At 70.7% G+C, this 25,193-nt stretch carries 19 protein-coding genes and 1 other RNA gene; 6 read left to right on the top strand and 14 right to left on the bottom strand.

Annotation, left to right across the window (positions count from 1 at the left end; genetic code table 11):
• Positions 1 to 108 precede the first annotated feature (108 nt).
• Together EDF48_RS10330 and EDF48_RS10335 are read left to right on the top strand one after the other, a co-directional pair.
• Positions 109 to 1,506 (top strand): PLP-dependent transferase, encoded by a 1,398-nt coding sequence (locus tag EDF48_RS10330; protein ID WP_131879791.1) that lies wholly within the window; start codon positions 109 to 111, stop codon positions 1,504 to 1,506.
• 3 nt (positions 1,507 to 1,509) lie between these two features.
• Positions 1,510 to 2,817, top strand: a complete 1,308-nt coding sequence (locus EDF48_RS10335; protein WP_131879793.1) for an LLM class flavin-dependent oxidoreductase — start codon at positions 1,510 to 1,512, stop codon at positions 2,815 to 2,817.
• Here the strand turns inward: EDF48_RS10335 and EDF48_RS10340 are convergent.
• The 8 genes from EDF48_RS10340 to EDF48_RS10375 form a co-directional block, all read right to left on the bottom strand.
• Complete coding sequence (locus EDF48_RS10340) at positions 2,814 to 4,481, bottom strand: APC family permease (RefSeq protein WP_207913247.1); 1,668 nt, start codon at positions 4,479 to 4,481, stop codon at positions 2,814 to 2,816. The genes EDF48_RS10335 and EDF48_RS10340 overlap by 4 nt on opposite strands.
• Positions 4,482 to 4,610: 129 nt before the next feature.
• Positions 4,611 to 5,408 carry a hypothetical protein gene (locus EDF48_RS10345; protein WP_131879795.1) on the bottom strand — a complete coding sequence of 266 codons (798 nt, stop codon included), beginning with the start codon at positions 5,406 to 5,408 and terminating at the stop codon, positions 4,611 to 4,613.
• Positions 5,409 to 5,568: 160 nt separating this feature from the next.
• Positions 5,569 to 5,945, bottom strand: a transfer-messenger RNA (tmRNA) gene (gene ssrA / locus EDF48_RS10350).
• Between the two features lie 101 nt (positions 5,946 to 6,046).
• Positions 6,047 to 6,523, bottom strand: coding sequence for an SsrA-binding protein SmpB (gene smpB, locus EDF48_RS10355; RefSeq protein WP_123294782.1), 477 nt, complete (start codon positions 6,521 to 6,523; stop codon positions 6,047 to 6,049).
• Between the two features lie 89 nt (positions 6,524 to 6,612).
• Positions 6,613 to 7,527 carry a permease-like cell division protein FtsX gene (ftsX, locus tag EDF48_RS10360; RefSeq protein ID WP_111086440.1) on the bottom strand — a complete coding sequence of 305 codons (915 nt, stop codon included), beginning with the start codon at positions 7,525 to 7,527 and terminating at the stop codon, positions 6,613 to 6,615.
• Entirely contained in the window at positions 7,524 to 8,279 is a 756-nt protein-coding gene (gene ftsE, locus EDF48_RS10365; protein ID WP_111086441.1) for a cell division ATP-binding protein FtsE, read from the bottom strand. Before ftsE ends, ftsX begins: the two co-directional genes overlap by 4 nt.
• 61 nt (positions 8,280 to 8,340) lie before the next feature.
• On the bottom strand, positions 8,341 to 9,450 hold the full coding sequence (gene prfB / locus EDF48_RS10370; RefSeq protein ID WP_111086442.1) for a peptide chain release factor 2: 1,110 nt from the start codon (positions 9,448 to 9,450) through the stop codon (positions 8,341 to 8,343).
• A 60-nt stretch (positions 9,451 to 9,510) separates the two neighbouring features.
• Positions 9,511 to 10,692: a cysteine desulfurase family protein gene (locus tag EDF48_RS10375; protein WP_131879797.1), complete on the bottom strand. Its 1,182-nt coding sequence runs from the start codon at positions 10,690 to 10,692 to the stop codon at positions 9,511 to 9,513.
• Positions 10,693 to 10,751: 59 nt separating this feature from the next.
• Here EDF48_RS10375 and EDF48_RS10380 point away from each other — a divergent pair, with 59 nt between their 5' ends.
• The 3 genes from EDF48_RS10380 (at position 10,752) to glgB (ending at position 17,560) form a co-directional block, all read left to right on the top strand.
• Complete coding sequence (locus tag EDF48_RS10380; protein WP_131879798.1) at positions 10,752 to 12,836, top strand: alpha-amylase family glycosyl hydrolase; 2,085 nt, start codon at positions 10,752 to 10,754, stop codon at positions 12,834 to 12,836.
• Between the two features lie 171 nt (positions 12,837 to 13,007).
• Positions 13,008 to 15,008, top strand: a complete 2,001-nt coding sequence (locus tag EDF48_RS10385; RefSeq protein WP_173168709.1) for an alpha-1,4-glucan--maltose-1-phosphate maltosyltransferase — start codon at positions 13,008 to 13,010, stop codon at positions 15,006 to 15,008.
• A complete protein-coding gene (gene glgB / locus EDF48_RS10390) occupies positions 15,005 to 17,560 on the top strand; it encodes a 1,4-alpha-glucan branching protein GlgB (RefSeq protein ID WP_207913248.1) in 2,556 nt (851 codons plus the stop codon). Before EDF48_RS10385 ends, glgB begins: the two co-directional genes overlap by 4 nt.
• Positions 17,561 to 17,650: 90 nt before the next feature.
• Here glgB and EDF48_RS10395 read toward each other — a convergent pair whose 3' ends face one another.
• Together EDF48_RS10395 and EDF48_RS10400 are read right to left on the bottom strand one after the other, a co-directional pair.
• Entirely contained in the window at positions 17,651 to 18,658 is a 1,008-nt protein-coding gene (locus tag EDF48_RS10395; protein ID WP_131879800.1) for a tetratricopeptide repeat protein, read from the bottom strand.
• The gene (locus EDF48_RS10400) at positions 18,655 to 20,397 is read right to left on the bottom strand and encodes a hypothetical protein (RefSeq protein ID WP_131846412.1); all 1,743 of its coding nucleotides are present in this window, start codon (positions 20,395 to 20,397) and stop codon (positions 18,655 to 18,657) included. Before EDF48_RS10400 ends, EDF48_RS10395 begins: the two co-directional genes overlap by 4 nt.
• 184 nt (positions 20,398 to 20,581) lie before the next feature.
• Between EDF48_RS10400 and EDF48_RS10405 the strand changes: the two genes are divergently transcribed.
• The gene (locus tag EDF48_RS10405; protein ID WP_131879802.1) at positions 20,582 to 22,420 is read left to right on the top strand and encodes a hypothetical protein; all 1,839 of its coding nucleotides are present in this window, start codon (positions 20,582 to 20,584) and stop codon (positions 22,418 to 22,420) included.
• A gap of 91 nt (positions 22,421 to 22,511) precedes the next feature.
• Here EDF48_RS10405 and EDF48_RS10410 read toward each other — a convergent pair whose 3' ends face one another.
• From EDF48_RS10410 to EDF48_RS10425, 4 genes are read right to left on the bottom strand one after another with little or no spacing between them, the layout of a single operon-like run.
• Positions 22,512 to 23,258, bottom strand: a complete 747-nt coding sequence (locus EDF48_RS10410) for an alpha/beta family hydrolase (RefSeq protein ID WP_131879804.1) — start codon at positions 23,256 to 23,258, stop codon at positions 22,512 to 22,514.
• Positions 23,255 to 23,557 carry a hypothetical protein gene (locus EDF48_RS10415; protein ID WP_235035894.1) on the bottom strand — a complete coding sequence of 101 codons (303 nt, stop codon included), beginning with the start codon at positions 23,555 to 23,557 and terminating at the stop codon, positions 23,255 to 23,257. The genes EDF48_RS10410 and EDF48_RS10415 overlap by 4 nt, the downstream gene beginning before the upstream one ends.
• 12 nt (positions 23,558 to 23,569) lie before the next feature.
• The gene (locus EDF48_RS19440; protein WP_243698085.1) at positions 23,570 to 24,547 is read right to left on the bottom strand and encodes a lytic transglycosylase domain-containing protein; all 978 of its coding nucleotides are present in this window, start codon (positions 24,545 to 24,547) and stop codon (positions 23,570 to 23,572) included.
• 60 nt (positions 24,548 to 24,607) lie between these two features.
• Positions 24,608 to 25,156, bottom strand: coding sequence for a DivIVA domain-containing protein (locus tag EDF48_RS10425; RefSeq protein ID WP_111086090.1), 549 nt, complete (start codon positions 25,154 to 25,156; stop codon positions 24,608 to 24,610).
• Positions 25,157 to 25,193: the final 37 nt, after the last annotated feature.

A 25,193-nucleotide genomic window follows, 5' to 3' on the forward strand; every position in this document is an offset into this window, starting at 1 on the left:
CCGCCGCGACCCCACCGCACCCCGGTTCCGCGTAACGGAACGCCGCAATCGCCTGTCCACGCAGCGAAGGCTGCGAGGCTACCGCCAGACGACTCCCGGAGGTGTCCCATGGCGAACGACGATCACGGTTTCTCGACCGAACAGGTGCACGGCGGCTTCGTGCCCGACGCAGGGCACGGCGCACGGATCCCGGCCATCCACATGTCCTCCGGCTTCCTCTTCGACGACTTCGACCAGGCGCGCGACCGCTTCGCCGGCACCGAGGACGGCTACACCTACACCCGCCTCGGCAACCCGACGAACGCCGACGTCGAGCGCCGCGTCGCCCTGCTCGAGCGGGGCGTCGAGGCGATCCTGGTCGGCAGTGGCCAGGCGGCCGCCACCATCGCGTTCCTCGGGCTCCTGCAGGCCGGCGACCACGTCGTCGCCGCCCGCAGCATCTACGAGGGCACCAAGGGGCTGCTCGTGCAGAACCTCGGCCGCCTCGGCATCGAGGTCGACTTCGTCGCCGACCAGCGCGACCTCGACGAGTGGGCGCGGCTCGTCCGCCCGAACACGAAGGCGTTCTTCGCCGAGACGATCCCGAACCCGAAGAACGACGTCCTCGACATCACCGGCGTCGCCGACACCGCGCACCGTGCCGGGGTCCCCTTGATCGTGGACAACACCCTGGCGACGCCGTACCTGGTCCGCCCGGTCGAGCACGGCGCCGACATCGTCATCCACTCGGCATCGAAGTTCCTGTCCGGCCACGGCGCGGGCCTCGGCGGCGTGGTCGTCGACGGCGGCACGTTCGACTGGTCCGCCTCCCCCGAGCGCTGGCAGCACCTCACCAGCCCGGAGCGGTCGCTCGGCGGCGACAGCTACGTCGAGCGCTACGGCAACCGGGCGTTCGTCGTCTTCGCGCGTGACGTCGTCGCCTCGCGCATCGGCCCGACCCCGTCGCCGTTCAACGCGTTCCTGATCCGTCAGGGCATCGAGACGCTGAGCCTGCGCGTGGAACGCCACAGCGCGAACGCGCTGGCGGTGGCGCAGTGGTTGGAAGCACAGCCGGAGGTGACGAGCGTCGACCACGCGGGTCTGGCCTCCAGTCCGTTCCACGACCTCGCCCAGCGCTACCTGCCGCGCGGAGCCGGCTCCGTCTTCGCGTTCACGCTGGCGGGCGGCGAAGCCGCCGCGCACACCTTCATCGACAGCGTCCAGCTGTTCAGCCGGATGACCCACCTGGGCGACGTCCGCTCGCTGATCCTGCACCCCGCGACGACGACGCACGCCGGCAAGACCGCCGCGGAGCGCGCCGACCAGGGCATCGACGACGGCCTGATCCGACTGTCGGTCGGCATCGAGGACGTCGCGGACCTGCTCCGCGACCTGGAACGCGGGTTCGCCGCGTTGCGTTCTGCAGACGGCAGAGTCGGTCTGGAGGCCCGTGACGCGTCCGACGCGGAGCGTGCGTCCCTGGAACACTCGGTCCCGGGCACGCACGTGATCTCGGAGGAGCTCTAGACGATGGCACGACCGCAACACTTCGGGTACTTCTTCTCACGCGGGTTCGGCCCGCAGGCGTGGGGGCGCTCGGACTGGGACTGGGGCCACGACTGGACCAAGCCCGACCTGTACCAGCAGTCCGTCCGCACGCTCGAGCAGGCCGGCATGGACCTGGTGATCGCGGAGGACGCCATCTCGCTCGGCAACCCGTCGACGCTCGACCTGCGCATCCGCCAGGCGTACGGCGGCCCGAAGCACGACCCGTTGCTGCTCGCGCCGTACCTGTTCGCGGCGACCTCGCACATCGGCATCGCGCCGACCGTGAACGCCGGCTTCACGCCGCCGTACCTGGCTGCACGACAGTTCGCCACGCTGGCGCACCTGTCCTCCGAGCGGCTCGGCATCAACGTCGTGACCGACGTCGGCAGTGCCCGGCACGCCGGTCTGCCGCCGCTGCCGCACGACCAGGCGTACGACCGGGCCGAGGAGTGGATCACGCTGCTCCGCCGGCTCTGGGGGTCGTGGGGGTCGTCCGGGTACGTCGGGGACCCCTCCGACTGGAGTTTCGCCGACGGGGACGCGCTCGATGCCTTCCACCACGAGGGCGCGTACTTCACCGCCGACGGCCCGCTCAACGCGCTGCCGCTCGACTCGGACCCGGTGGTCGTCTCCCCCGGTGGCTCCGGTCGGGGCCTCGCGTTCGCCGGCACCCACTCGGACGTGCAACTCGCGCTCGCGCCCCTGTCGGCCGCCGCGGTGGCGGACTACCGCGGTCGCGTGATCGCCGCAGCGCAGGCCGCCGGACGCACGGCCGCCGACCTGCGCATCCTGTTCGTCCTCAAGCCCGAGATCGTCTCGTCGTCCGACGAGGCCGACCGGATCGTCGAGGCGTCCCGGCACCCGTCCGACGACGACCTGCGGACCGCGGCGATCGCGTGGTCGAGCGACTCCGAGACGGACCTGCTCGCGCTCGACCTCGACGCGCCCGTGCCGGACGGGACCTTCGGCGACCACGTCTCCGCCGGCACGATCCGCGGGCTGCTCGGCGACACCCCGGACGCTCCCCTGCGCGCGCTCCTGGAACGCAAGGCCCGCAAGGGGCGGGTGTCCTCGCGCGAGGGCTTCGTCGGCACCGCCGACGAGTTCGCCGACTTCATCGAGGAGCTCGGGTCGGACGCGGACAACGACGGCATCATCTTCTCGGGCGACCTGCACCCGGCGCAGATCCACCGGATGTTCGGCGACCTGGTGCCGGTGCTCCGGCGCCGTGGGCTCCTGCGGCGGGAGTACGGCGCCGGGGGCATCCGGGCGAACCTGTTCGACTTCTAGTGGTGGACCGGCTCGACCACGCCTGATTCCTCGACGTCACGCACGTCGTCGGCCGTGCGGAGGATCTCCGCACGGTCCGAAGCGGAGTTGATCGCCCAGTAGTAGATCACCAGCGAGAACACCGCGACGACGACGATGTCGATCCACAGCGGGAACACCGGGTGCGTCAGCGGACCGAAGTCACTGAGGAACACGATGAGCCCCATGCCGATCAGGTAGGGCAGCAGCCACTGCGCCGCCTTCCAGTCCCAGCGCGGCCGGACGCTCGAGGCACCGCGGAACACGTTGTTCAGGATGATCACCACGGCACCGATGAGGATCGCGACGCCGAGCTTCCAGTCGGTGTCCCACCCGGTCCACAGGATGATGAGGTTCGCGACGATGAACGCGATCGGCGACAGCACCGCGGCGGCGGGCATGCGGTAGGGGCGCTCGATCTCCGGGATCCGCTTCCGGAAAGCCCCGAGCGCCAACGGGGCGCCGGCGTACATCAGGACCGACGCGCTGGTGATGAGGCTCACCAGCCCCTGCCACGAGGGGAACGGTGCGAAGCACGCGCAACCGACGACGAACGCCGTGACGAGCCCGACCCACGGCACACCCTGCTTCGTCGTCCACTCGAACGCCTTCGGGAAGTACCCGTTGCGACTGAGTCCGTAGGAGATGCGGCTCGTCGCGGTCACGTAGATCAGCCCGGTCCCCGCGGGCGAGATGATCGCGTCGATGAAGATGACCACCGCCAGCCAGGTGATGCCCGCGGCCATCGCGATGTCGGCGAACGGCCCCGTGTACTTCGTGAAGTCGGCGGTGGCCCAGGACCCCTGGATCGCATCCGACCGGAGCACCCCGAGGAACACGACCTGCAGCAGCAGGTAGATCACCAGCCCGATGAGCACGGAGCCGATGACGGCGCGCGGGATGTCCCGTCGCGGGTTCTTCGCCTCACCCGCGAGCTGGTCGGCCTGCTCGAAGCCGAGGAAGGCGAAGATGATGCCGGAGGTGGACACGGCCGCCAGGACCCCCTTGGCCCCCTCGGGCATGAAGCCGTCGGCCGCCGTGAAGTTCGAGCCGTGGAACCCGCTGAACGCCAGCACGACGATGACCAGCAGCGGGATGGCGACCTTCCACCACGTCGCCGCCGAGTTCGTGTTCGCGAGGATCCGGACGCTGAGCAGGTTGATCACGGTGACCACCGCCATGAGGACGACGGCGACCGCGATGCCCGCGCCGGTGAGCAGCTGCTGCGTCTCCCCGTCCACCGTCGTGGTGTGCAGCCACGGGTGCGCGAACTGCCAGTGCTGCGCGTATTTGATCATCGCCTCGACCTCGATCGGGGCGACGGTCACGGACTGCAACCAGGAGAACCAGCCGAACGACGCACCGGCGATGCCGCCGAACGCGATGTGCGGGAACCTGGCCGTCCCGCCCGCGATCGGGAACATGCCGCCGAGTTCGGCGTGCACGAGGGCGAGGACGAGGATCGCCACACCGCCGATGAGCCACGAGATGATCGCGGCCGGGCCGGCGGTCTTCAGGGCCTCCTGCGACCCGAAGAGCCACCCGGAGCCGATGATCGACCCTGTCGAGGCCCAGATGAGCCCGATGAAGCCCACGTTCCGCTTGAGGCCGGAGTCCGGCAACGTCGTCGTCGTCGTTGTAGCCACTGCTGCTCCCGTCGAGTGAGCGGACCCCACGAACGGGGGTCGCGCTCATCGACTCTGGCACCAGGACAGCGACTTGGCCGGATTCTTTAACATGCCGGAAACAATTGTGCTGTATAAGCACTCAGGCTGCTACTTCTTGGACTTCTTCTTCTTGCCGTCGTCCTTCTTGTCCGACTTCTTCTTCTTGTCGGACTTCTTCTTGCCGTTGTCCTTCTTGTCGGACGGCTTCTTGTCGTCCTTCTTCTGCTTCTCGCGGTCGCCCTTCTGCTGCTTCGGCTTCGCTTCCCCCGAGGGCAACGGCAGGACCGGTGCCTGCTCCGGCGACTCGACCCCGTCGATCGGCTCGACGACCACGGCGGAACCCGTGTCCAGCGCGACGTCGACCGCGTGTTCCTCGAGCACGGGCGCGAGCGCGTCCGTCACCCGCTCAACGGTGAGCACGGCGTCGTCCTCAGCGAGCCGCAACAGCGCCTGCGCGGTCCGCACCCGGGTCGTGGTCTTGCGTGCCAGGACGTCGGCGCGCGCACCCTCGATGAACGTGCGGAGCGTGCGCTCGACGACCGACCGTCCACGCGGTGCAGCGCGGTCCAGGCGGTCCAGCTCACCGGCGACCCCGGCCACGTCATCGGCGACGTGCTCGTGCCGCACCGACTCGATCAGCGCCGCGATCGCTGCTGCACCCCGTTCGACAGCAGCCGAACGCTGGTCGAGCACGACGAGCATCTCGACGACCGAACCGTAGGTGACGGTCTCGAGGCGGACGGGTTCGGCACCCCGGCCGCGGACGACCAGGCGGGCGTCGGGCGTGGGCAGCCAGGCGACGAGGGCAGCGACCGTCGCGACGGACCCGACGATCCGCTCGTAGTCGGCGAGCACCACTCGCTCCTGCTCGCGCAGACGGACTCGGATCGCGATCTCCTGCACCACGTGGGGGCCTTCCGTTCGGGGTCGGCGCGAGCGTTTCCCTGCGCCTCCTCCGGAGCGTAGTCCCCTGACGTGGCGAGACAGCGAACGCCCCGGCATCGTCCAGGGACGGTGACGGGGCGTTCGTGCAACAGGTGGTGACAGCGGCTCGACGACCGGCGAATGGTGGAGATGGGGGGAATCGAACCCCCGTCCATCGCTGCAATTCGACGTCTTCTACGGGCGTATCCGGATAGTTCGTTCTGCTCGGCCCCGTCCTTTGCTACCGGCTTCTAGGACGACGGGCCCAGTCTCAGTGCAAGTCCCGCACGGCCCTGAGGCGCAACCGTGCAGCAAGTCCTCTGGATGACGCCGGGATCAGGTTAGGGGACGGTCACCTGGCCGACGGACTTCATGTGCTGGGCTGCTTACGCAGCGAGAGCGAAGTCAGTGCGCTTGGAATTGGCACTTGTTGTTTTCCACGGATCGTTCACGAGATAACCGTGGGTCCTCGGCCCGCTTCCCGTCGGCACACAGGCAATGTCGAAACCGATCATCCCCATGCGGGCCGGACGTGCGAGCCGCTGTCACGCTGTTGAGTTGTGTTGCCGCTGCTCCGATCGGAGCAGTCCCACAGTCTAGCTGACCGAGGTGTGAGGCCGCTACTCGCCGACGCGGTTCTTCGTGCGCATGGCCCGCTCGGCCTCACGCTTGTCGGTCTTCTCCCGCATGGCCTGACGTTTGTCGAACTCGCGCTTGCCCTTGGCGACCGCGATCTCGATCTTGGCCCGACCGTCGTGGAAGTAGATCTGCAGCGGCACGAGGGTGTAGCCGCCCTGGGCCGTCTTGTGCGAGATCTTCACGATCTGCTGCTTGTGGAGGAGCAGCTTGCGCTTGCGCCGAGGTGCGTGGTTGTTCCAGGTGCCCTCGGTGTACTCGGGGATGTGCACCGCATCGATCCAGGCTTCACCCCGGTCGATGTAGGCGTACCCGTCGACCAACGAGGCACGACCCATGCGCAGGGACTTCACCTCGGTGCCGGACAGGACCATGCCGGCCTCGTACGTGTCCTCGATGAGGTAGTCGTGTCGGGCGCGACGGTTCGTCGCGACGATCTTCTCACCGCGTTCCTTCGCCATGACGACTCCTCTCGTACCGGGCACTGCGCTGCGCAGCCCTACAGACTACCCAACAGCAGGCGCCTCACGCACCTTCCCGGCGCGGCGGATCAGACCTTGAGGTAGCGGCGGATGGCGATCGACGCCGACACCGCGGCGAGCAACACCCCGATGACGATCACCGACGGCACCACGATGGCCGCGTCGCCCATGCCGATGAACGCCGTGCCGGTGAAGCGCTCGGCCAGGAAGTTCCGGACGAAGAACCACACCACCGCGGTGATGGCACCACCCGCCAGGACGGCTCCGATGGCGGCGGCGATCACCCCCTCGAGCACGAACGGCGTCTGGATGAACCGGTTCGACGCACCGACCAGCCGCATGATGCCGAGCTCTCGCCTGCGACTGAAGGCGGACAACCGGATCGTGGTCGCGATGAGGAGCACGGCGGCGACGAGCATGAGCGCCGCGATGCCGATCGCCGTGTACGACGACGCGTTGAGCAGGTTGAAGATCGGTTGCAGGTAGCCGCGTTGGTCGACGACGCTCTGCACACCGGCCACCTTCGACAGGCTCTCGACGAGGACGTCGGCCTGCGACGGGTTCTTCAGGTTCACCCAGAAGGTCTCGTTGAGGTACTCGGGCTTGACGAACTCGGTCGCCGCGGAGTCCTTGAACTGCTCCTTGAAGCGGGTGAACGCCTGGTCCTGGTCCTCGTAGTACGTCTTCTCGATGTACGGCTTGAGGGTGGACGACTCGAGCTGGGCCTGGACCTGCTTCCGCTGGTCCTCGGTGGCCTTGGCACCCGTGCAGTTGCCGGTGGTGTCGGTGTCGGTGCACAGGTAGACGGCGACCTGCGCCCGGTCGTACCAGTACCCCTTCATCTGGTTGATCTGCATCTGGAGCAGGATCGCTGTCCCGACGAAGGTGAGCGAGATGAAGGTCACGAGGACGACGGAGACGACCATCGACGCGTTGCGCCGCAGGCCCGAGCCGACCTCGGACATGACGAGCCCGAGCCTCATCGGATGAGCCCCGGGATGGTCTGGATGCCGGTGGTGTTCGACACGGTGCCGCGCTGGATCGGGACCGCCTGGGTCTGGTAGCCACCGGACTGCTCGTCACGGAGGACCGTGCCGTTCGACAGCTCGATGACCCGACGCTGCATCTGGTTCACGATGCTGGCGTCGTGGGTCGCCATGAGCACGGTGGTGCCTCCCTGGTTGATGCGTTCGAGGAGCGCCATGATGCCGGCGGACGTGGTGGGGTCCAGGTTGCCGGTGGGCTCGTCGGCCAGCAGGATCGCCGGCTTGTTGACGACGGCGCGGGCGATCGCCACGCGCTGCTGCTCACCGCCGGAGAGCTCGTGCGGCATGCGGGTCGCCTTGCCCGCGAGTCCGACGAGCTTCAGCACGTCGGTGACGGCCTCGCTGATGAAGCCCTTGCTCTTGCCGATCACCTGCAGCGAGAACGCGACGTTGTCGAAGACGTTCTTGTTCGGAAGGAGTCGGAAGTCCTGGAACACGACGCCGAGGTTGCGCCGGAAGTACGGGACCTTCCGCGACGCCAGGGAGCCGAGGCGCTGCCCGAGCACGTGGATCTGGCCGCGGGAGGGCTTCTCCTCCTTGAGCACGAGGCGCAGGAAGCTGGACTTGCCGGAACCCGAGGCGCCCACGAGGAACACGAACTCGCCCTTGAGGATCTCGAGGGTGAGGTTGTCGAGCGCCGGACTCGGGTTGCCCGAGTAGACCTTGGTGACCTGGTCGAATTTGATCATGACCGGATCAGGGTAGGTCGCCCCGCTTGGAAAGCAAGCGAGGCGCGCGGCTCACGAACCCCTACGCGTCGACGGATTGCTTGCGCCAGCGGATGCCGGCGTTGATGAACCCGTCCAGGTCGCCGTCGAACACGGCTGAGGGGTTGTTCACCTCGTGCTCGCTCCGCAGGTCCTTGACCATCTGGTACGGCGCCAGCACGTAGGACCGGATCTGGTCGCCCCAGCTCGCCGTGATGTTGCCGGCGAGCTCCTTCTTCTTCGCGTTCTCCTCTTCCTTCTTCAGGAGGAGCAGGCGCGACTGCAGCACGCGCATCGCGGCCGCACGGTTCTGGATCTGCGACTTCTCGTTCTGCATCGAGACGACGGTGCCGGTCGGGATGTGCGTCAGGCGCACCGCGGAGTCGGTCGTGTTGACGGACTGTCCGCCGGGGCCCGACGAGCGGAAGACGTCGACGCGGATGTCGTTCTCGGGGATGTCGATGACCATCGTCTCCGGCATGAGCGGGATGACCTCGACCGCGGCGAACGAGGTCTGCCGCTTGCCCGCAGCGCCGAACGGCGACATGCGGACGAGTCGGTGGGTGCCGGCCTCGATCGACAGGGTGCCGAAGGCGTGGGGCGCGTCGACCTCGAACGTGGCGGACTTGATGCCCGCTTCTTCGGCGTAGGACGTCTCCATCACGGTGGTCTTGAAGCCGTGCTGCTCGGCGTACCGCAGGTACATGCGCATGAGCATCTCGGCGAAGTCCGCGGCGTCGACGCCACCGGCCCCGGCACGGATGGTGATCACGGCGGGGCGGTCGTCGTACTCGCCGTCGAGGAGCGTCTGCACCTCGAGGTCGCCCATGGTCTTCTGGATCGCCTTGAGCTCGGCGACGGCTTCGTCGGCCGAGTCCTGGTCGTCGCCCTCGTTCGCCATCTCGACGAGCACCTCGAGGTCGTCGATGCGACGCTCGGTGTCGGTGATCTTCTTGAGCTCCGACTGCCGGTGCGAGAGCGCGCTCGTCACCTGCTGCGCGTGCTCGACGTCGTCCCAGAGGTCCTGGGCGCCCGCCTGCTCGCTGAGGTCGGCGATCTCACGCTGCAGGCGGTCGACGTCGACCACCGAGCGGATGTTGCCGAAGGTCTCTCGGAGGGCGGAGAGCTGCTCGGTGAAGTCCAGTTCGACCATGGTCACCGATCCTACCGGCGCGGCAGGCCCGTCGGCGTCGCACCCCCGCCGGAGGGCGCTCTAGCGCCCGAGCAGCGGCTCCCGCGACGCCATGCCGGCAGCCCCGGCCCGCGCCACCGCGTCGGGCAACGCCGCCAGGAAGGCGTCGACGTCCGCATCGGTCGAGGTGTGCCCGAGCGTGATCCGGAGCGCGCCGCGGGCGTCCTGCTCCGACAGGCCCATCGCGAGCAGCACGTGCGACGCCTCGGGCACGCCGGCCTGGCACGCGGATCCGGTCGAGACGGCGACCCCGGCGGCGTCGAGCAGGAACAGGAGCGAATCGCCCTCGCAGCCCGGGAACGTGAAGTGCGCGTTGCCGGGCAGCCGGTCGTCGGGGTCCCCCATCAGCACGGCGGACGGCACGGCCGCGCGGACACCGGCGACGAGCCGGTCGCGCAGGGCGATGAGCGACGGGTGCGGCATCGGTTCGGCGGCGACCATCGTGGCCGCGACGCCGAACGAGGCCGCAGCGGGGGCGTCCTGGGTGCCGCTCCGCACCTGGCGCTGCTGCCCGCCGCCGTGGATGAGGGGCTCGACGGTGGCCTTCCGCCCGAGCACCAGCGCACCGATGCCGACCGGTCCGCCGACCTTGTGCGCGGAGACGCTCAGGGCGTCGAGGCCGGACGCGGCGAACGACACCGGCACCTGGCCGTAGGCGGCGACGGCGTCGCTGTGCACGGGCACGCCGGCGGCGTGCGCCAGCTCCACGATCCGTGCCACGGGCTGGATGGTGCCCACCTCGTTGTTCGCCCACAGGAACGTGACCAGGGCGACGTCGTCGGCGGAGGCGAGCCGTGCCTCCAGTCCGGTGAGGTCGACGCGACCCTGCGCGTCCAACGGGACCACGTCGATGACGGCCCCCTCGTGCGTCTCCAACCAGGTCAGGGTGTCGACGGTGGCGTGGTGCTCGCCCCCCGGCACGACGATGCGGGGGCGGGCACGGTCGCGCTGACGAGCCCAGAACAGGCCCTTCACGGCGAGGTTGATGCTCTCGGTGCCGCCGGAGGTGAACACGACCTCGACGGTGTCGGCGTCGAGCGACCGGGCGACCGCGGCGCGACCGTCCTCGAGCAGCATCTTCGCGCGCTGCCCGGCGCTGTGGATCGAGGACGGGTTGCCGACGGTTCCGAGCGCGTCGGTGAACGCGGCGAGCGCCTCCGGCAGGATCGGCGTCGTCGCGGCGTGGTCGAGGTAGACCGGCATCTGCACCCCCTGGAACGAGCGGTGTCCAGGATACGCGTCGGTCCTCGTACCCTTGTCGGGTGCACGAGACAGCGATCGACCACACCCCGGGGTTCGACCTCGGGGCCGACGTCCCGCGGTTCTCCCTGCGGTCCGCCACCGCCACGGCCGTCGTCGTGGTCGTCGAGCGAGCGGGCGGGCAGCCGGTCCGGTACCCGCTCGAGCGGCTGCCGGCGACCGACCTGTGGACGGCCGAGACCCCAGGCGTCGCCCCGGGCGACCGGTACCACCTGCTCGCCGACGGGCCCGTCGGACCGCGGAACGAGTTCGACCCGACCCGGCCCCTGCTCGACCCGTACGCCCGCGGCATCAGCGCGGTCGGCGCCGCCGAGACGGGACCCGGTGCCGGGACGCCCCGCTGGACGAGCGTCGTCGTGGACGACGCCTTCGACTGGGGCGGCGTCGTCAAGCCCACGGTCCCGCTCGACCGCGCCGTGGTCTACGAGGCGAACGTCCGCACCCTGACCGCCGCGAACCCGCACCTGCCGGAGCACCTGCGCGGCACGTACGCCGGGGTGGCGCACGAGAGCACCATCGCGCACCTGCACCGGATCGGTGTCACGACGCTCGAGCTCCTGCCGGTGCACGCGTTCGACACCGAGAACTGGTTGCGGGACGCCGGCCGCGAGAACGCCTGGGGCTACAACACCCTCGGGTTCTTCGCGCCGCACGCCGCGCACGCTTCCGCACCCGCACGGGCCGAGGGCGCGTCCGCGGTCCTGCGCGAGTTCAAGGGCATGGTCCGGCTGCTGCACGAAGCGGGCATCCAGGTGGTGCTCGACGTCGTCTACAACCACACGGCGGAAGAGGGCCTCGGCGGGCCCACCACCAGCCTGCGCGGCATCGACGGTGCGGAGCGGTACCGGTGGACCCAGGCCGCGCCGCCGTTCCGGGACACCTACTACGACACCACCGGCTGCGGGAACACCCTGGACACCTCGGTGGAGTCCACGGCGGACCTGATCGTCGACAGCCTGGTCTACTGGGCGCGCGAGGTGCAGGTCGACGGCTTCCGCTTCGACCTGATGGCCGCGCTCGCCCGCGACGCCCACCACGTCTTCGATCCGCAGCACCCCCTGCTCGAGCGGATCCGGAACCACCCCGACCTGCAGGACACCCTGGTCATCGCCGAACCGTGGGACGTCGGACCCGACGGTTGGAAGACCGGCTCGTTCGGGGCGGCCGGCGACCGGACCAGTGAGTGGAACGACGGCTTCCGCAACACGGTCCGCCAGTTCTGGCTGACGGACATCGCCGAGGAACGCCGCAACGGCATGCCCCGCACCGGCATCGGCGCCCTCGCCGGCGCCCTGACCGGCTCGCGCCACGTCTTCGGTGCCGACCGCGGTCCGCTCGCGAGCGTCAACTTCGTCACCGCCCACGACGGCTTCACGCTGCTCGACCTGGTGTCGTACGACGGCAAGCACAACGAGGCGAACGGCGAGGAGAACCGCGACGGTTCGAACGACAACCGCTCGTTCAACCACGGCATCGAGGGCGACACCGCCGACCGCGGCGTCCGGGCAGCGCGCGGCCGGTCGATGCGGAACCTCGCGGCGACGCTGCTGCTCTCCGCCGGCGTGCCGATGCTCACCGCGGGTGACGAGCGGAGCCGCACGCAGCACGGCAACAACAACGCGTACGTCGTGTCCGACGACCTCACCCCGGTGGACTGGTCCGACGACGAGGACGCCGAGTCGATGACCGAGGCCGTCGCCGCGCTCGCCCGGTTCCGGCAGGCGCACCCCGCACTCCGGCCGACGCGCTTCGGCGTCGAGGGGCAGGAGACCCCGGGTGCCTCGCGGATGTCCTGGTACGGGCCGGACGGGCACCCGATGACCATCGAGGGCTGGGACCAGCCGGTGCACCGCGTCCTGCAGTACTTCGCCGAGTCGACGCCCGAGCACGAGCCGTACGACCGCGTGCTGGTCGTGGTGCACGGCAGCGGGCGCACCCGTGACCTGACGCTGCCGGTGCGCGAGGACGTGCTCGGCTACCGCCTCGCGTGGTCGAGCGAGAAGCACCGTGACCACGAGCGGCTCCGCCCCGCCGGTCAGGTGTTCACCGCCTACGGCCCCGGCATCCACCTGTTCGAGCCGGCGTAGCGCGCGATCCGGCCCGCGCCCGGCACGTGACCGGTGGGCGGACGGGAGGCCCGTGGCGGCCCCGCCACGGGCCTCCCGTCCGGTTCCTCCACAGGTCCACGGCGCGCCCGACCGTCCACAGGGGGCGGATTCCGGGGAACGCGGAGGCGCTCGCCGGGTAGCGTCGGCTCCGTGGCCACCGCAGACCGACCCCGCCGACCGAAGATCGGGCGCATCCCGATCACCGAGCTCGCCCCGAGGACGCCGAACGGGTTCCCCGGCAAGGCGTTCGACGGCGAGGTGATCACGTTCGGTGCGACCGTCTTCCGAGAAGGACACGGCATCATCGGCGCCGACCTCGTCCTCGAACGCCCGGACGGGGGCACCAGGACCGTCCCCCTGGCCCTCGGCGCGCCCGGGACCGACCGGTACGAGGCGACCGTCCAGGTCGACCACGTCGGCGTCTGGACCTGGCACGTCGAGTCCTACTCCGACGACTGGGCCACGTGGCTGCACGCCGCACGGCTGAAGATCGCGGCCGGGGTGGACACCGAGGCGACGCTCCTCGACGGCGCCCTGCTGCTCGACCGCCTCGCCGACGAGACCGACTCCCCCGCCGCCACCCGTGCGGCAGCGAAGGTGCGCGACACCGACCTCGACCCGGCCGAGCGCCTGGCCGCCGTCGACGACCCGCGCATCGTGGCCGAGGTCGAGGAAGCCCCGCTCACCTCGCTCCGGACGCACTCCCCGACGCAGCTGCTCGACGTCGAACGCACCCGCGCCGGCGTCGGTGCCTGGTACGAGTTCTTCCCCCGCAGCGAAGGCGCGAAGAAGAACCCGGACGGCTCGTGGAAGAGCGGCGACTTCCGGACCTCGGCTCGCCGTCTGCCCGCCGTCGCCCGGATGGGCTTCGACGTCGTCTACCTGCCGCCGATCCACCCGATCGGCACGACCGCGCGCAAGGGGCCGAACAACACGCTCACGCCGGGGCCGCACGACCCCGGCAGCCCCTGGGCGATCGGCTCCCCCGAGGGCGGGCACGACGCGATCCACCCCGACCTCGGGTCCGAGGACGACTTCCGCGACTTCGTCGAGACCGCGAAGAACACCGGCATGGAAGTAGCGCTCGACTTCGCGCTGCAGTGCTCCCCCGACCACCCCTGGGTCACCGAGCACCCGAACTGGTTCACGCAGCGCGCCGACGGCTCGATCGCCACGGCCGAGAACCCGCCGAAGCGCTACCAGGACATCTACCCGATCCAGTTCGACTCCGACCCCGAGGGCCTGGTCGCCGAGGTCCTGCGCGTCCTGCGGCACTGGATCGACTTCGGCATCCGGATCTTCCGGGTCGACAACCCGCACACCAAGCCGCTCTGGTTCTGGGAGCGCGTCATCCGCGAAGTCCGCGACGAGCACCCGGACACCGTGTTCCTGGCCGAGGCGTTCACCCGTCCGGCGATGATGCGTGCCCTCGCCGAGGTCGGGTTCCAGCAGTCGTACTCGTACTTCACGTGGCGGAACACGAAGGAAGAGATCGAGTCCTACTTCGAGGAGCTGTCGCACGAGACGAGCGACTACCTGCGCCCGAACCTGTTCGTGAACACCCCGGACATCCTCACCGAGTACCTGCAGTTCGGCGGTCGCGCCGGCTACAAGGTGCGTGCCGCGCTCGCTGCGACGGGCGCCCCGACGTGGGGCATGTACTCCGGGTACGAGCTGTTCGAGGACGTCGCCCGACCGGGCTCGGAAGAGAACATCGACAACGAGAAGTACGAGTACAAGCCGCGTGACTTCGCCCTGGCCGAGGCCGAGGGCGCGTCGCTCGCCCCGTACGTGACGATGCTCAACCGGCTCCGTGCCGCGCACCCCGCCCTCCGCCAGCTGCGGAACCTGCACGTGCACGCCGCCGACGACCCGGCGACCGTCGTGTACTCGAAGCACCTGTCCGGTGAGTTCATCCGCTCCGGACACGCCGACACCGTGATCGTCGTCGCGAACGTCGACCCGCACTCGGCGCGTGAGACCACCGTGCACCTGGACCTCGCTGCGCTCGGCCTGCCGGCCGACAGCCGGTTCGACGTCCGTGACGTCGTGACCGGGCAGCGCTGGGTCTGGGGCGCGTCGAACTACGTCCGCCTGGACGCGTTCCAGGAACCCGTGCACCTGCTCGTCGTGGAAGGACTGCACCGATGACGAACGACCCGACCGCAACCCAGCCGACCCCGCCGTCGCGCCAGGGCCCCGCCGTGCCGCCGGTCCCGCCCCCGCCGCCGCCCGTGCCCGCGCGGACGCCGTCCGACGCGAAGCCGGAGCCGCGCTACGAGCCGCGGGTCTCCGCCCCCGACGAGGACCTTCCCGGCGCTCCCGCTGCACCGCGCGAGGCGCCCGACCGCGGGGTCGCCGAGTCCGCCACGCTGGCGGGGCACCCCGCCGACGCGACGCACCCGCGGGTACCGTCCGTCGACGCCGTCGCGTCCTCGGGCGCTCCGACCGGAGGCCCGTCCACCGTTGCGCCGTCGACCGCCCTCCCGACGCCGCCGGCTCCCGAGCCCGCCACCGCCGACAGCACGGGCCCGCGCCCGGCTCCGGTCGAACAGTGGCTGCGCCAACAGGTCGCCGAGGGCCGCTGGTCCCAGCCCCACGACGTCCTCGGCCCGCACGCCGTCGACGGTGGCACGAGCGTGCGCGTGGTGCGCCACCTGGCGCAGGCGGTCCGGCTCGTCCGGCTCGACGGCGACGACGTCGAGCTGACCCACGAGGGCGACGGTCTCTGGGCCGGTGCCACCGCCGAGGAGCTCGGGCGCTACCGGGTCGAGGCCGACTACGACTTCGACGAGTCCTCGGAAGAGGACGACGCCACCTGGACGACCGACGACGCGTACCGGTTCGCCCCGACGCTCGGCGAGCTCGACCTGCACCTGTTCGGTGAGGGCCGCGACGAGCAGCTCTGGCACCACCTCGGTGCGCACGTCCGCACGATCGACGGCGTCGACGGCGTCGCGTTCTCCGTGTGGGCGCCCCGAGCCACCGCCGTCCGCGTGATCGGCGACTTCGAGGGTTGGGAAGGCCGCACCACCGCGATGCGCCGCCTGAGCGACCTCGGCGTCTGGGAGCTGTTCTGGCCCGGAGCCGTCGCGGGGCAGCGGTACAAGTTCCAGATCCTCACCGACTCCGGCTGGGTCGAGCGCGCGGACCCGTTCGCCCGCGAGGCCGAGATCGCCCCGGCCACCGCCTCGGTCATCACCGAGTCGAGCTACACGTGGTCCGAGGGCGACCGCGCCTGGATGGAACGCCGCGCGGAGACGACCACGCACGATGCGCCGATGAGCGTCTACGAGGTCCACCTCGGCTCGTGGCGCCCCGGGCTGTCCTACCGCGAGGTCGCCGACCAGCTCATCGGGCACGTGCAGTACACGGGCTTCACGCACGTGGAGTTCCTGCCGCTCGCCGAGCACCCGTTCGGCGGCTCGTGGGGCTACCAGGTCACCGGGTACTACGCGCCGACCGCGCGGTACGGCTCCCCCGACGACCTGCGGTACCTGATCGACCGGCTGCACTCGGCCGGCATCGGCGTGATCATGGACTGGGTGCCCGGACACTTCCCGAAGGACGAGTGGGCACTCGGACGCTTCGACGGCCACGCGCTGTTCGAGCACCCGGACCCCCGCCGCGGCGAGCAGCTCGACTGGGGCACCTACGTGTTCGACTTCGGGCAGCCGCAGGTCCGGAACTTCCTGGTCGCCAACGCCCTGTACTGGCTCGAGGAGTTCCATATCGACGGCCTGCGCGTCGACGCCGTCGCCTCGATCCTGTACCTCGACTACTCCCGGACCGACTGGCTGCCGAACATCCACGGCGGCCGCGAGAACCTGGACGCCGTCGCGTTCCTGCAGGAGACGAACGCCACCGCGTACAAGCGCTACCCGGGCATCGTGATGATCGCCGAGGAGAGCACCTCGTGGCCCGGCGTGACCCAGCCGACGAGCGCCGGTGGGCTCGGGTTCGGCCAGAAGTGGAACATGGGCTGGATGCACGACTCGCTCGAGTACGTGCAGCGCGACCCCGCGTACCGCAGCTACCACCACGACGAGATCACGTTCTCGCTCGTGTACGCGTTCAGTGAGCAGTTCACCCTGCCGATCAGCCACGACGAGGTCGTGCACGGCAAGGGGTCCCTCTACGGCAAGATGCCCGGCGACGAGTGGCAGAAGCTCGCGAACGTCCGGGCCTACCTGGCGTTCATGTGGGCGCACCCCGGCAAGCAGCTGCTCTTCATGGGGCAGGAGTTCGCCCAGCCCGCAGAGTGGTCCGAGGCGAAGGGGCTCGACTGGTGGCTCCTCGACCAGCCCGGGCACCGCGGCGTGCAGGACCTCGTCGCCGCCCTGAACCGGGTGTACAAGGACACGCCCGCGCTCTGGATGCACGACAGCACGGCCGACGGCTTCGAGTGGATCGAGGGCGGCGACGCACCCCACTCGACGCTCGGGTTCCTGCGCAAGGACGGCGACGACCGGCTGGCGGTGTTCGTGAACTTCTCGGGCGTGCCCGTCGAACGCCGGTTCGGCCTGCCGAGCGCCGGCGAGTGGCACGAGGTGCTCAACACCGACGCCGCGGAGTACGGCGGCTCCGGTGTCGGCAACCTCGGAGTCGTCACCGCCGAGGACACCCCGTGGGCCGGCCGCCCCGCCTCGGCGCACCTCGTGGTACCGCCGCTCGGCGCAGTCTGGCTCAAGCTCGAGCGCTAGCTGTGGCCCGCGTCCTGGACGCGGCCGCAGACGGACGGGAGGCCCGTGGCGGATCCGCCACGGGCCTCCCGTCCGTTCGTTGCGTGCGTCTTAGTACAGCGCGCTCGCCAGGCGACGGCGGGCCGCGACCACGCGCGGGTCGTCGGTCCCGATGAGCTCGAAGTACTCGACCAGGCGGACGCGCAGAGCCTCACGGTCCTCGCCGAACACCGTCGGCACCAGGTCGAGCAGGCGCCCGAAGGCGTCCTCGACGTGGCCACCGGAGATGTCGAGGTCGGCGACCGCGAGCTGCGCCTGGACGTCCTTCGGACCCGCACCGGCAGCGGCACGGATGTCGTCCGCGGTGTGGCCGTTCAACCGGTCCAGGAGCGACACCTGCGCGAGCCCCGCGACGGCCATCTGGTCGTGCGGGTCCTGCAGGATCGCGGTCTTGTACTCGGTGATCGCCGTGGCGTAGTCGCCCTGCTCGATCGCGTCGTACGCAGCCTGGTGGTGCGGCGGCAGTGCTTCCGGCTCCGGCTCACCCTGCTCGGCGGTGTCCTCGGGCGGAGCGGCACCGTCCACGGTGACGCGACCGGAGACGCCGTTCTGCTCGGCTGCCTGGAGGACCTGCTCGTAGACGTCGCGGACCTGCGCCTCGGGCAGCGCGCCGACGAAGAGCCCGAGCGGGCGTCCGCCGATCAGCGCGGCCACGGTCGGGATCGACTGCGCCTGGAACGCCTGCACGAGCTGGGGGTTCGTGTCGGCGTCCACCTTGGCGAGCAGCACGCGCCCGCCGTACTCGGCGGTCAGCTGCTCGAGGATCGGCGAGAGCTGCTTGCACGGCCCGCACCACTCGGCCCAGATGTCGACGATGACCGGCACCACGGACGACAGCTCCAGGACGTCCTGGAACGTGTCGTCGGTGACGTCGAGCACGAGCGACGGGACGGTCAGGTCGCCGCCGGTCTCGGTGCCCGGCGCTGCTGCACCGGTCGGGCTTCCCGCCTGCGCCGGAGCACCGGCGGGCGGCTGGGGCGGCCGCTGTGCGCGGTCGACGAGGGACGACAGGTCCACGGCTCCGCGGAGCCCGGACGGGGTCGGGGGGATGTTGCTCATTGCACCTCACTCGCTGCGGTCAGGCCCTGCGTGAACCCGAGCAGGACCACTTTGTCATCCGAGGCGACCGGCGGCACGTAGAAGAGCAGCTGGACGCCGTACGTGGCGCTGATGCCCTTCTTGCTCGTGTCGACCCCGGACAGTGCCTTGACGGCACCCTCGGTGTTGACCTCGGCGCCGGAGGCGGTCGGGGTCACCTTCTCGATCTCGTTGAGGTCGGCGGAGACGAGCGCGCCGGCGTCGTCGGTCGCGATCGCGACGGCGGAGTCCTCCGGGGCCTCGGACGAGTACTCGATCTTCGCCGTGTCCGGCAGGGACTTCGCCTTCTTGTCCTTGTACGCCTTGCCGATGGTGGTGCGGAGGCCGTCACCCTCGGTGGCGAACAGGTCGGCGTACTCGCTCTTCGAGTCCTTGGACAGGATGTCGCCGTAGGCGGTCGCGACCTGGTCCGGGGCGATCGCGAGGAGCTTCGACTGCGGGGCCAGGAGCGCCGCACCGATCGACGTCGGGGCGAGGCTCGGGATCTTGGCGTCGGCCTCGAGCGAGACGTCGTAGGCGACCTTGTACGGGTCGCGCGCGGTGTCCTGCACGAGCGTCAGGGCCTGCGGTGCCGACTTGGCGTCGCAGTCCTCGGCGACGATCACGAACACCGTGCGCGGCCACGTGTCGGTCTGCTGGGGCAACGCGACGCACACCTGACCGGCCGAGATCGCCGGCGGTGCCTTGGCGTCGGAGTCCTTGCCGCGGATGGAGTAGTTCGCCAGGCGCAGGTCGAGCGCGGCACCGGTGAAGCGGGTCTTCGCCAGGTCACGGTCACGGGCGCCGTCGGACTGCTTCGCCACCGTGGCGATCCGCTCGACGACCCGGGTGATCTGCTGCTTGGTCGCCGCCGTGGGCTCGGTGGTCTCCGCCGCGCCGGTCGCGCTGGCCGTGGGGGTCGGGGTCGCGAGCGAGGGATCCCCGCCCTGCGGCCAGTAGTCGGAGGAGCAGCCGGCCAGTGCGAGCGTGCCGACGAGCACCACGGGGACCGCGATGAACGCGCGCGATCCACGGCGGCCCCGCGTCGGGACCTGTGCACCGGCCGCGGCGGCACGGCGCGAGGCCCGCACGCGCGGCGGTCGGGTGCCACCGCTGCGACGACGCGGCCCACGACCGCGGCGCTGGTGCAGGAACGCCAGGACCAGCAGCACGATGCCGCCGAGTGCGAAGACGCCACCGGCGACCAGCAGGGGGCCGACGGACGGCGTCGCGGTGTCCTTCGGCCAGGTGACCGAGACGTCGCTCGGGGCGGCGGCGGTGCCGTCGCTGACGATGAGGACCGAGACGTCCTGCGGCAGACGGACCGTGAACTGCCCGGAGCCGTCGTACTCCTGATACCAGAGGTCACTGCCCTTCGGCGACGGGACGGACGCCTCGGAGCCGGTGGTCTTGCCCACCAGCTTCGCGCTCTCGGCGTCGAACCGGAGCGTGGTGTGCTCGGCGTCACCGACCCACGCGTCGACGTCGGCCGTCTTGCCGTACGCCGCGAAGACCTTGCCGGAGCCGGACACGTTGATGCGCTGGTAGCCGGGGTTCGCGTTGAGCGTCGACCCGGGGATCACGGTGACCGGAGCAGAGCTGGTGGTCGAGCTGTCCGCGACGAGCGAGGACGGCGGAGCGAACACGGTCCGCTGTCCGACCGCCAACGCGACGAGCAGCAGGCCGATGACGAAACTGACGATCGCCAGGACGAATCGCACGAACACTCTCCCTACCGCGCCGGGGTGGGGATGTCGGCGCGCGAATCAGCGACTCAGGATAGCGAGCATGGCTGAGCAGCGCATCCATCCGGGCTGTCGTCGGACTCAGACGACCCCGTCGGGCCACCACTACACTCGACCGCGGGCCGGATCGGGCCCTCCGCCGAGCACCCAGGAGCGACACGTGGCGAACGACGAGGCAGAGTTCGGGACCGAGCTGCGCGGGTACCGCCGCGACGACGTCGACCGCTCACTGAACGACCTGCGCCGTGAGCTCATCAAGTCGAACACCGACCGTGCCGACGCCGCGAAGGAGATCCGTCTCCTGCAGTCCCGCGTCTCCGAGCTCCAGGGCGAACTCGACGAGGCCGGCACCCCCACCTACAGCGGCCTGGGCACGCGACTCGAGTCGACCCTGCGCGTGGCGGAGGAGCAGTCCACCCGTCTCATCAGCCAGGCGGACATCGACGCACAGCGCCTGCGGGCGTCGAGCCGGGCCGAGGCCGACCGCACCGTGCGCGAGGCACAGGAAGAAGCCCGCGACACCCTCGAGGACGCGCGCACCCGCTCCACCAACGAACTCACCCGTGCTCGTGCCGAGGCCGCCGACACCGTCGAGCGTGCCCGTGCCGAAGCCGGCCTGCTGACCCAGGACGCCCGCAACGAGGCCGCGGCCATCCGGGGTGCCGCGGTGACCGAGGCCGCAGAGGTCCGCTCCGTCGCCATCCGTGAGACGAACGCCCTGCGCGCCCAGGTCGAGCACGAGGTCGCCGAGCTGCGCGAGATCGCCCTGCGCGAGTCGGCCGACTCCCGCACCGCCGCGGCCGACCTCGACCGCGAGACCGAGCACCGCCGCTCGGTGTTCGAGGCCGACCACGCCCGCCGGGTCGAGGACCTCGACCACGAGGAGTCCACCCGCCGTCAGGCGCTCGAGCGCGAGGTCGCCGAGGGGCGTGCTGCGTGGCACCGGGAGCGCGACGAGCAGCAGCAGGCGCACGCCCTGGCGATCGAGACCGGCCGCGCCGAGCTGCAGGCCGAGGTCGACCGACGTCGCGCCGAGATCGACGGCGAGTTCGCCGACCGCCGCCGGGTCGTGGACGAGGAACTCGCTGCAGCCCGTGCCGAGTGGGACCGGGAGCTCGCCTCGGCGCGCACCGCCCTGGCACAGGAGGCCGAGGCGTCGCGTGCGCAGCTGCGCGTCGACGAGGAACAGACGCGCGTCGAGAACGAGCGGCTCGTGCAGGAGACCGCCGACCGCATCGCACGCGAGCTCGAGGAGCACGACACCCGCATCGAGCGGGAGCGCGCCGAGGCCGACGCCGCCGCCGAACGCGCGGACCGCGAGCACGAGAACGCGCTCGCCGCCCGCCGCGAGCGCGAGCACGCCGAGGTCGACACCGAGATCGCCGACCGTCGCTCCGCCGAACTCGACACCCTCGAGTCCGAGCGCACCGCCCTCCGTCAGGAGATCGACACCGCCCGCGCGGACCTGGCGAAGGAACGTGACGAGGCCCGTGCCGAGGTCGCCCGCGAGCGTGACGAGGCCCGCACGACGCTCGAGTCCGAGCTCGCCTCACGCCGGGACGACGCCGAGCAGGACTACCTGCAGAAGCACCACGAGACCGTCACCGAGACGCAGAAGTACCTCGACGAGGCGAACCTGCAGCTCGCCGAGGCCACGCGCCGTGCCACCGAGGCCCGCGAGCGAGCCGAGCGGCTCCAGCAGGAAGCCGACGACCTCGAGCGCACCAGCACCGCCGACGCGCAGGAGCACGCCCGCACCATCGTCGCCGATGCCCAGGACCGCGTGCACCGCATGGTCTCCGATGCCGAGGAGCGGACGGCTGCCATCACCGCCGAGGCCGAGGACCGACTGTCGGCGATCCGCACCGAGCGCGAGGCCGTGGCGGGCTACCTGGAGAACCTGCGCGGCGTGCTCACGCACGCGACCGGCCTGCTGGGGACCGCACCCGGTACCGCGCCCGGAGCGGCCGACGACGCAGTGGACGCGACCGAACGCTGACGCGAGCCGACCAGGAGGCGCGGGTCGCGCCTCCCGGTCGGCCCACCGCACCGAGGTGGGCACGCACCGTGCGTCAGACCGGCGAGTGCCGTCAGACCGGCCAGTGCGTCGGCAGCGGCGCGCTGCCCGGCACGACGAGGTCGGCGACGGCGTCGAGGACGATCCGGACGTAGCGCTCCCCCACCCACAGGTGCTTCGCGCCCTCGATCGGGACGACCCGGACGTTCGGGGCGACGGCGAACCGGGCGATCGCTTCGTCGGGCTGCAGGAAGTCGTCGTGCTCGGGCACGAGGGCCACCACCGGGACGTCCACGGCTGCCCAGCGCACGAGCTCGTCCTCCGTGGTGCGGTGCAGCGGCGGCGAGAGCAGGACCACGCCCGCCACTGTGCCGGCCTCGACGTGTTCCAGTGCGTGCTTGAGGATCACCTCGGTACCGAAGGACCATCCGACCAACCACGGCGTCGGCAGACCACGGTCGACCACCTCGGCGACGGCGGCTCGCAGGTCGAAGCCCTCGGAGACACCCTCGCCGAACACGCCCTCGGACGTGCCGCGTGGTGACGTCACCGACCGGAAGTTGAAGCGCAGGACCGCGATGTCCGCCAGGGCCGGCAGACGTGCGGCGGCCTTCTTGAGCACGTGCGAGTCCATGAAGCCGTGCGCGGTCGGCAGCGGGTGCAGCGTCACGACGGTGCCCCGTGCCGGGCACGACTCCGGTTCGGCGAGCTCCCCGACCAGGGTGAGGTGGTCGTCGGTGACGAGCTCGACGTCGGTGCGGCGAGCGGGCAGCTGCGTGGCGGAGCGGATCTCGCCGTCGGGCTCGGTGTGCTCGCTCATGCAATGCTCCAGCAGTGGTTGTGCCAGTGTCGGCGTGATGCCAGGTCGGCAGCGTCGCCGAGGACCCCGTCGGAACGCCAGACCACCACGTGTGCGGTGCCGGGCAGGACCGTACCGCCGCACCCGGGGCAGACGTACTCCTTTTGTGCCGAGGCCGCGGAGACGGGCTGGACGAGGTACTCCCGCCCGCGACGCACCTCGGTGCGCTTCCACGAGCTCATCAGCCGATCGAGGCCGGTGTCCTCGTCAGGCTCGACGTCGCGACCACGGGGACGCCGCGGCCGGTTGCTGCGCGGCACCCCAACTGCCGATCAGTACCAGTTGTTCGCCTGGCTGTGGCCCCAGGCGCCGCAGGGAGTGCCGTAGACACCGGCGATGTAGTTGAGACCCCACGTGATCTGCGTCGCGGGGTTCGTCTGCCAGTCGGCACCGGCGGTCGCCATCTTGCTGCCCGGGAGCGCCTGCGGGATGCCGTACGCACCGCTGGGGTTGTAGGCGTTCACCCGCCAGCCGGACTCCTTGTTCCACAGCGAGACGAGGCAGTTGTACTGGTCGGTTCCCCAGCCCCGGGCCGTGACGAGCTGCAGGGCGATGGCCTGTGCGCTGCCCGCGTCGGGCGTCGCGGCCACGGCGGCCAGCGTGTTCGCGGCGGAGACGCTCTCGGTCTCGGTCTCGGCAGCGTCGGTCGTCTCGTCGGTCGTGGCGTCGTCGGCTTCTTCCTCGACGACGGGCTTGACGACCTTGGGCGCCGGCACGGTCACGCCGTAGCCGTCACGGTCGGCAGCGGCGTCGCCGTAGGTGCCGTGCGCGGTGTACTGCTGTGGGGCCTGCGGCGTCTTCACGAGCACCGGGGTGTCGACCGCGGCCTGCGCGACGTCGGCCTGGAGCGGGTTGAAGAGCGACGCCCCGACGAAGAGGAAGACCCCGACGAACGAGAACGCCGGAACCGAGGAACGCTTCCGTGCGAAGGCGTTGACCGCGGCGGCTGCGCCACGGCTCGGCTGCTGCGCCGTCGCGGTGCGTTGCTTCGCGGCACGCGGGTCCACCCGGGCCGCGGGGGCCTCGTGCGCGAACGCGGCGATGCGTTCGTCGGACACGCGGTTCGCTGCGACGGACTTCGGCGTCGCGACGGGACCGGTCTCCGGCAGGACCTGCGGGTTCGCCTGGAGCACCGAGGTGTCCGCCGTACGGGTTCGGTTCAGTGCCGCGCGGCGCTCACCCGAAGCCTGGAGGCTGAGGTGCTCGCGGGGATCGCGGTCGGAGCTGTGGTCTGCCGTGTGCCTGCCCATGAGTAGGACCAGGGTAACGGAACGATCACGGAAAGCGAAGCACCTGGGTGCAGCGCGTCGTCAGCGGACGGCGAGCATGACCTCGACGACGGCGTCGAGCAGCGCGTCCACCTGGCCCTCGCGGTAGCCGCCGTGCTTCGGGCGGAACACGATCGACCGCACCTCGGTGAGGCTCAGCGGCTTGCCCTCGCGGAAGTAGCCACCGAGGCGGGCCGCGAACGCGTCGACGTCCTTCGGGTGGTAGCCGGTGCCGAGCACGCTCACCCGGTTGAACCGCTGTCCGTCCGGGCGCTCGAGGCGGGCCACGACGTCGGAGGCCTTCGTGCGGGCTTCGGCGTACCAGGCCTTCTGCCCGGCATCGCCGATCTCCCGCTCGCGCTCCCGGGCCGCGAAGGCGTCCTCGAGGCGCTCCAGCGCTGCGTCGACGTGCGAGGTGGAGTAGCCGCCCTTGCGCATCGAGAACGCGGTGGCGCGGATCTTCGCAGCCTCGATGCCGGGGGCGCTGTCGTCGGCGGAGTACGCACGACGGGCGTCCTCGAGGAAACGCTCGACTTCGTCGACGTCGTATCCGAGGGCGGAGCGGGCTGCGGTCGGGAAGGTGGTGGCCACGGCGTCATTCTGCCAGTCCCGACCCGTGGCACAACCT

The organism is Curtobacterium sp. PhB191, assembly GCF_004346515.1.
In the GTDB taxonomy this organism is placed as follows: domain Bacteria; phylum Actinomycetota; class Actinomycetes; order Actinomycetales; family Microbacteriaceae; genus Curtobacterium.

Excerpts from the sequence above, each read along its gene's own strand:
- EDF48_RS10330 (WP_131879791.1), top strand. The coding sequence starts at position 109 with ATGGCGAACGACGATCACGGTTTCTCGACCGAACAGGTGCACGGCGGC.
- EDF48_RS10335 (WP_131879793.1), top strand. The coding sequence starts at position 1,510 with ATGGCACGACCGCAACACTTCGGGTACTTCTTCTCACGCGGGTTCGGC.
- smpB (WP_123294782.1), bottom strand. The coding sequence starts at position 6,523 with ATGGCGAAGGAACGCGGTGAGAAGATCGTCGCGACGAACCGTCGCGCC.
- ftsX (WP_111086440.1), bottom strand. The coding sequence starts at position 7,527 with ATGAGGCTCGGGCTCGTCATGTCCGAGGTCGGCTCGGGCCTGCGGCGC.
- ftsE (WP_111086441.1), bottom strand. The coding sequence starts at position 8,279 with ATGATCAAATTCGACCAGGTCACCAAGGTCTACTCGGGCAACCCGAGT.
- prfB (WP_111086442.1), bottom strand. The coding sequence starts at position 9,450 with ATGGTCGAACTGGACTTCACCGAGCAGCTCTCCGCCCTCCGAGAGACC.
- EDF48_RS10375 (WP_131879797.1), bottom strand. The coding sequence starts at position 10,692 with ATGCCGGTCTACCTCGACCACGCCGCGACGACGCCGATCCTGCCGGAG.
- glgB (WP_207913248.1), top strand. The coding sequence starts at position 15,005 with ATGACGAACGACCCGACCGCAACCCAGCCGACCCCGCCGTCGCGCCAG.
- EDF48_RS10395 (WP_131879800.1), bottom strand. The coding sequence starts at position 18,658 with ATGAGCAACATCCCCCCGACCCCGTCCGGGCTCCGCGGAGCCGTGGAC.
- EDF48_RS10410 (WP_131879804.1), bottom strand. The coding sequence starts at position 23,258 with ATGAGCGAGCACACCGAGCCCGACGGCGAGATCCGCTCCGCCACGCAG.
- EDF48_RS19440 (WP_243698085.1), bottom strand. The coding sequence starts at position 24,547 with ATGGGCAGGCACACGGCAGACCACAGCTCCGACCGCGATCCCCGCGAG.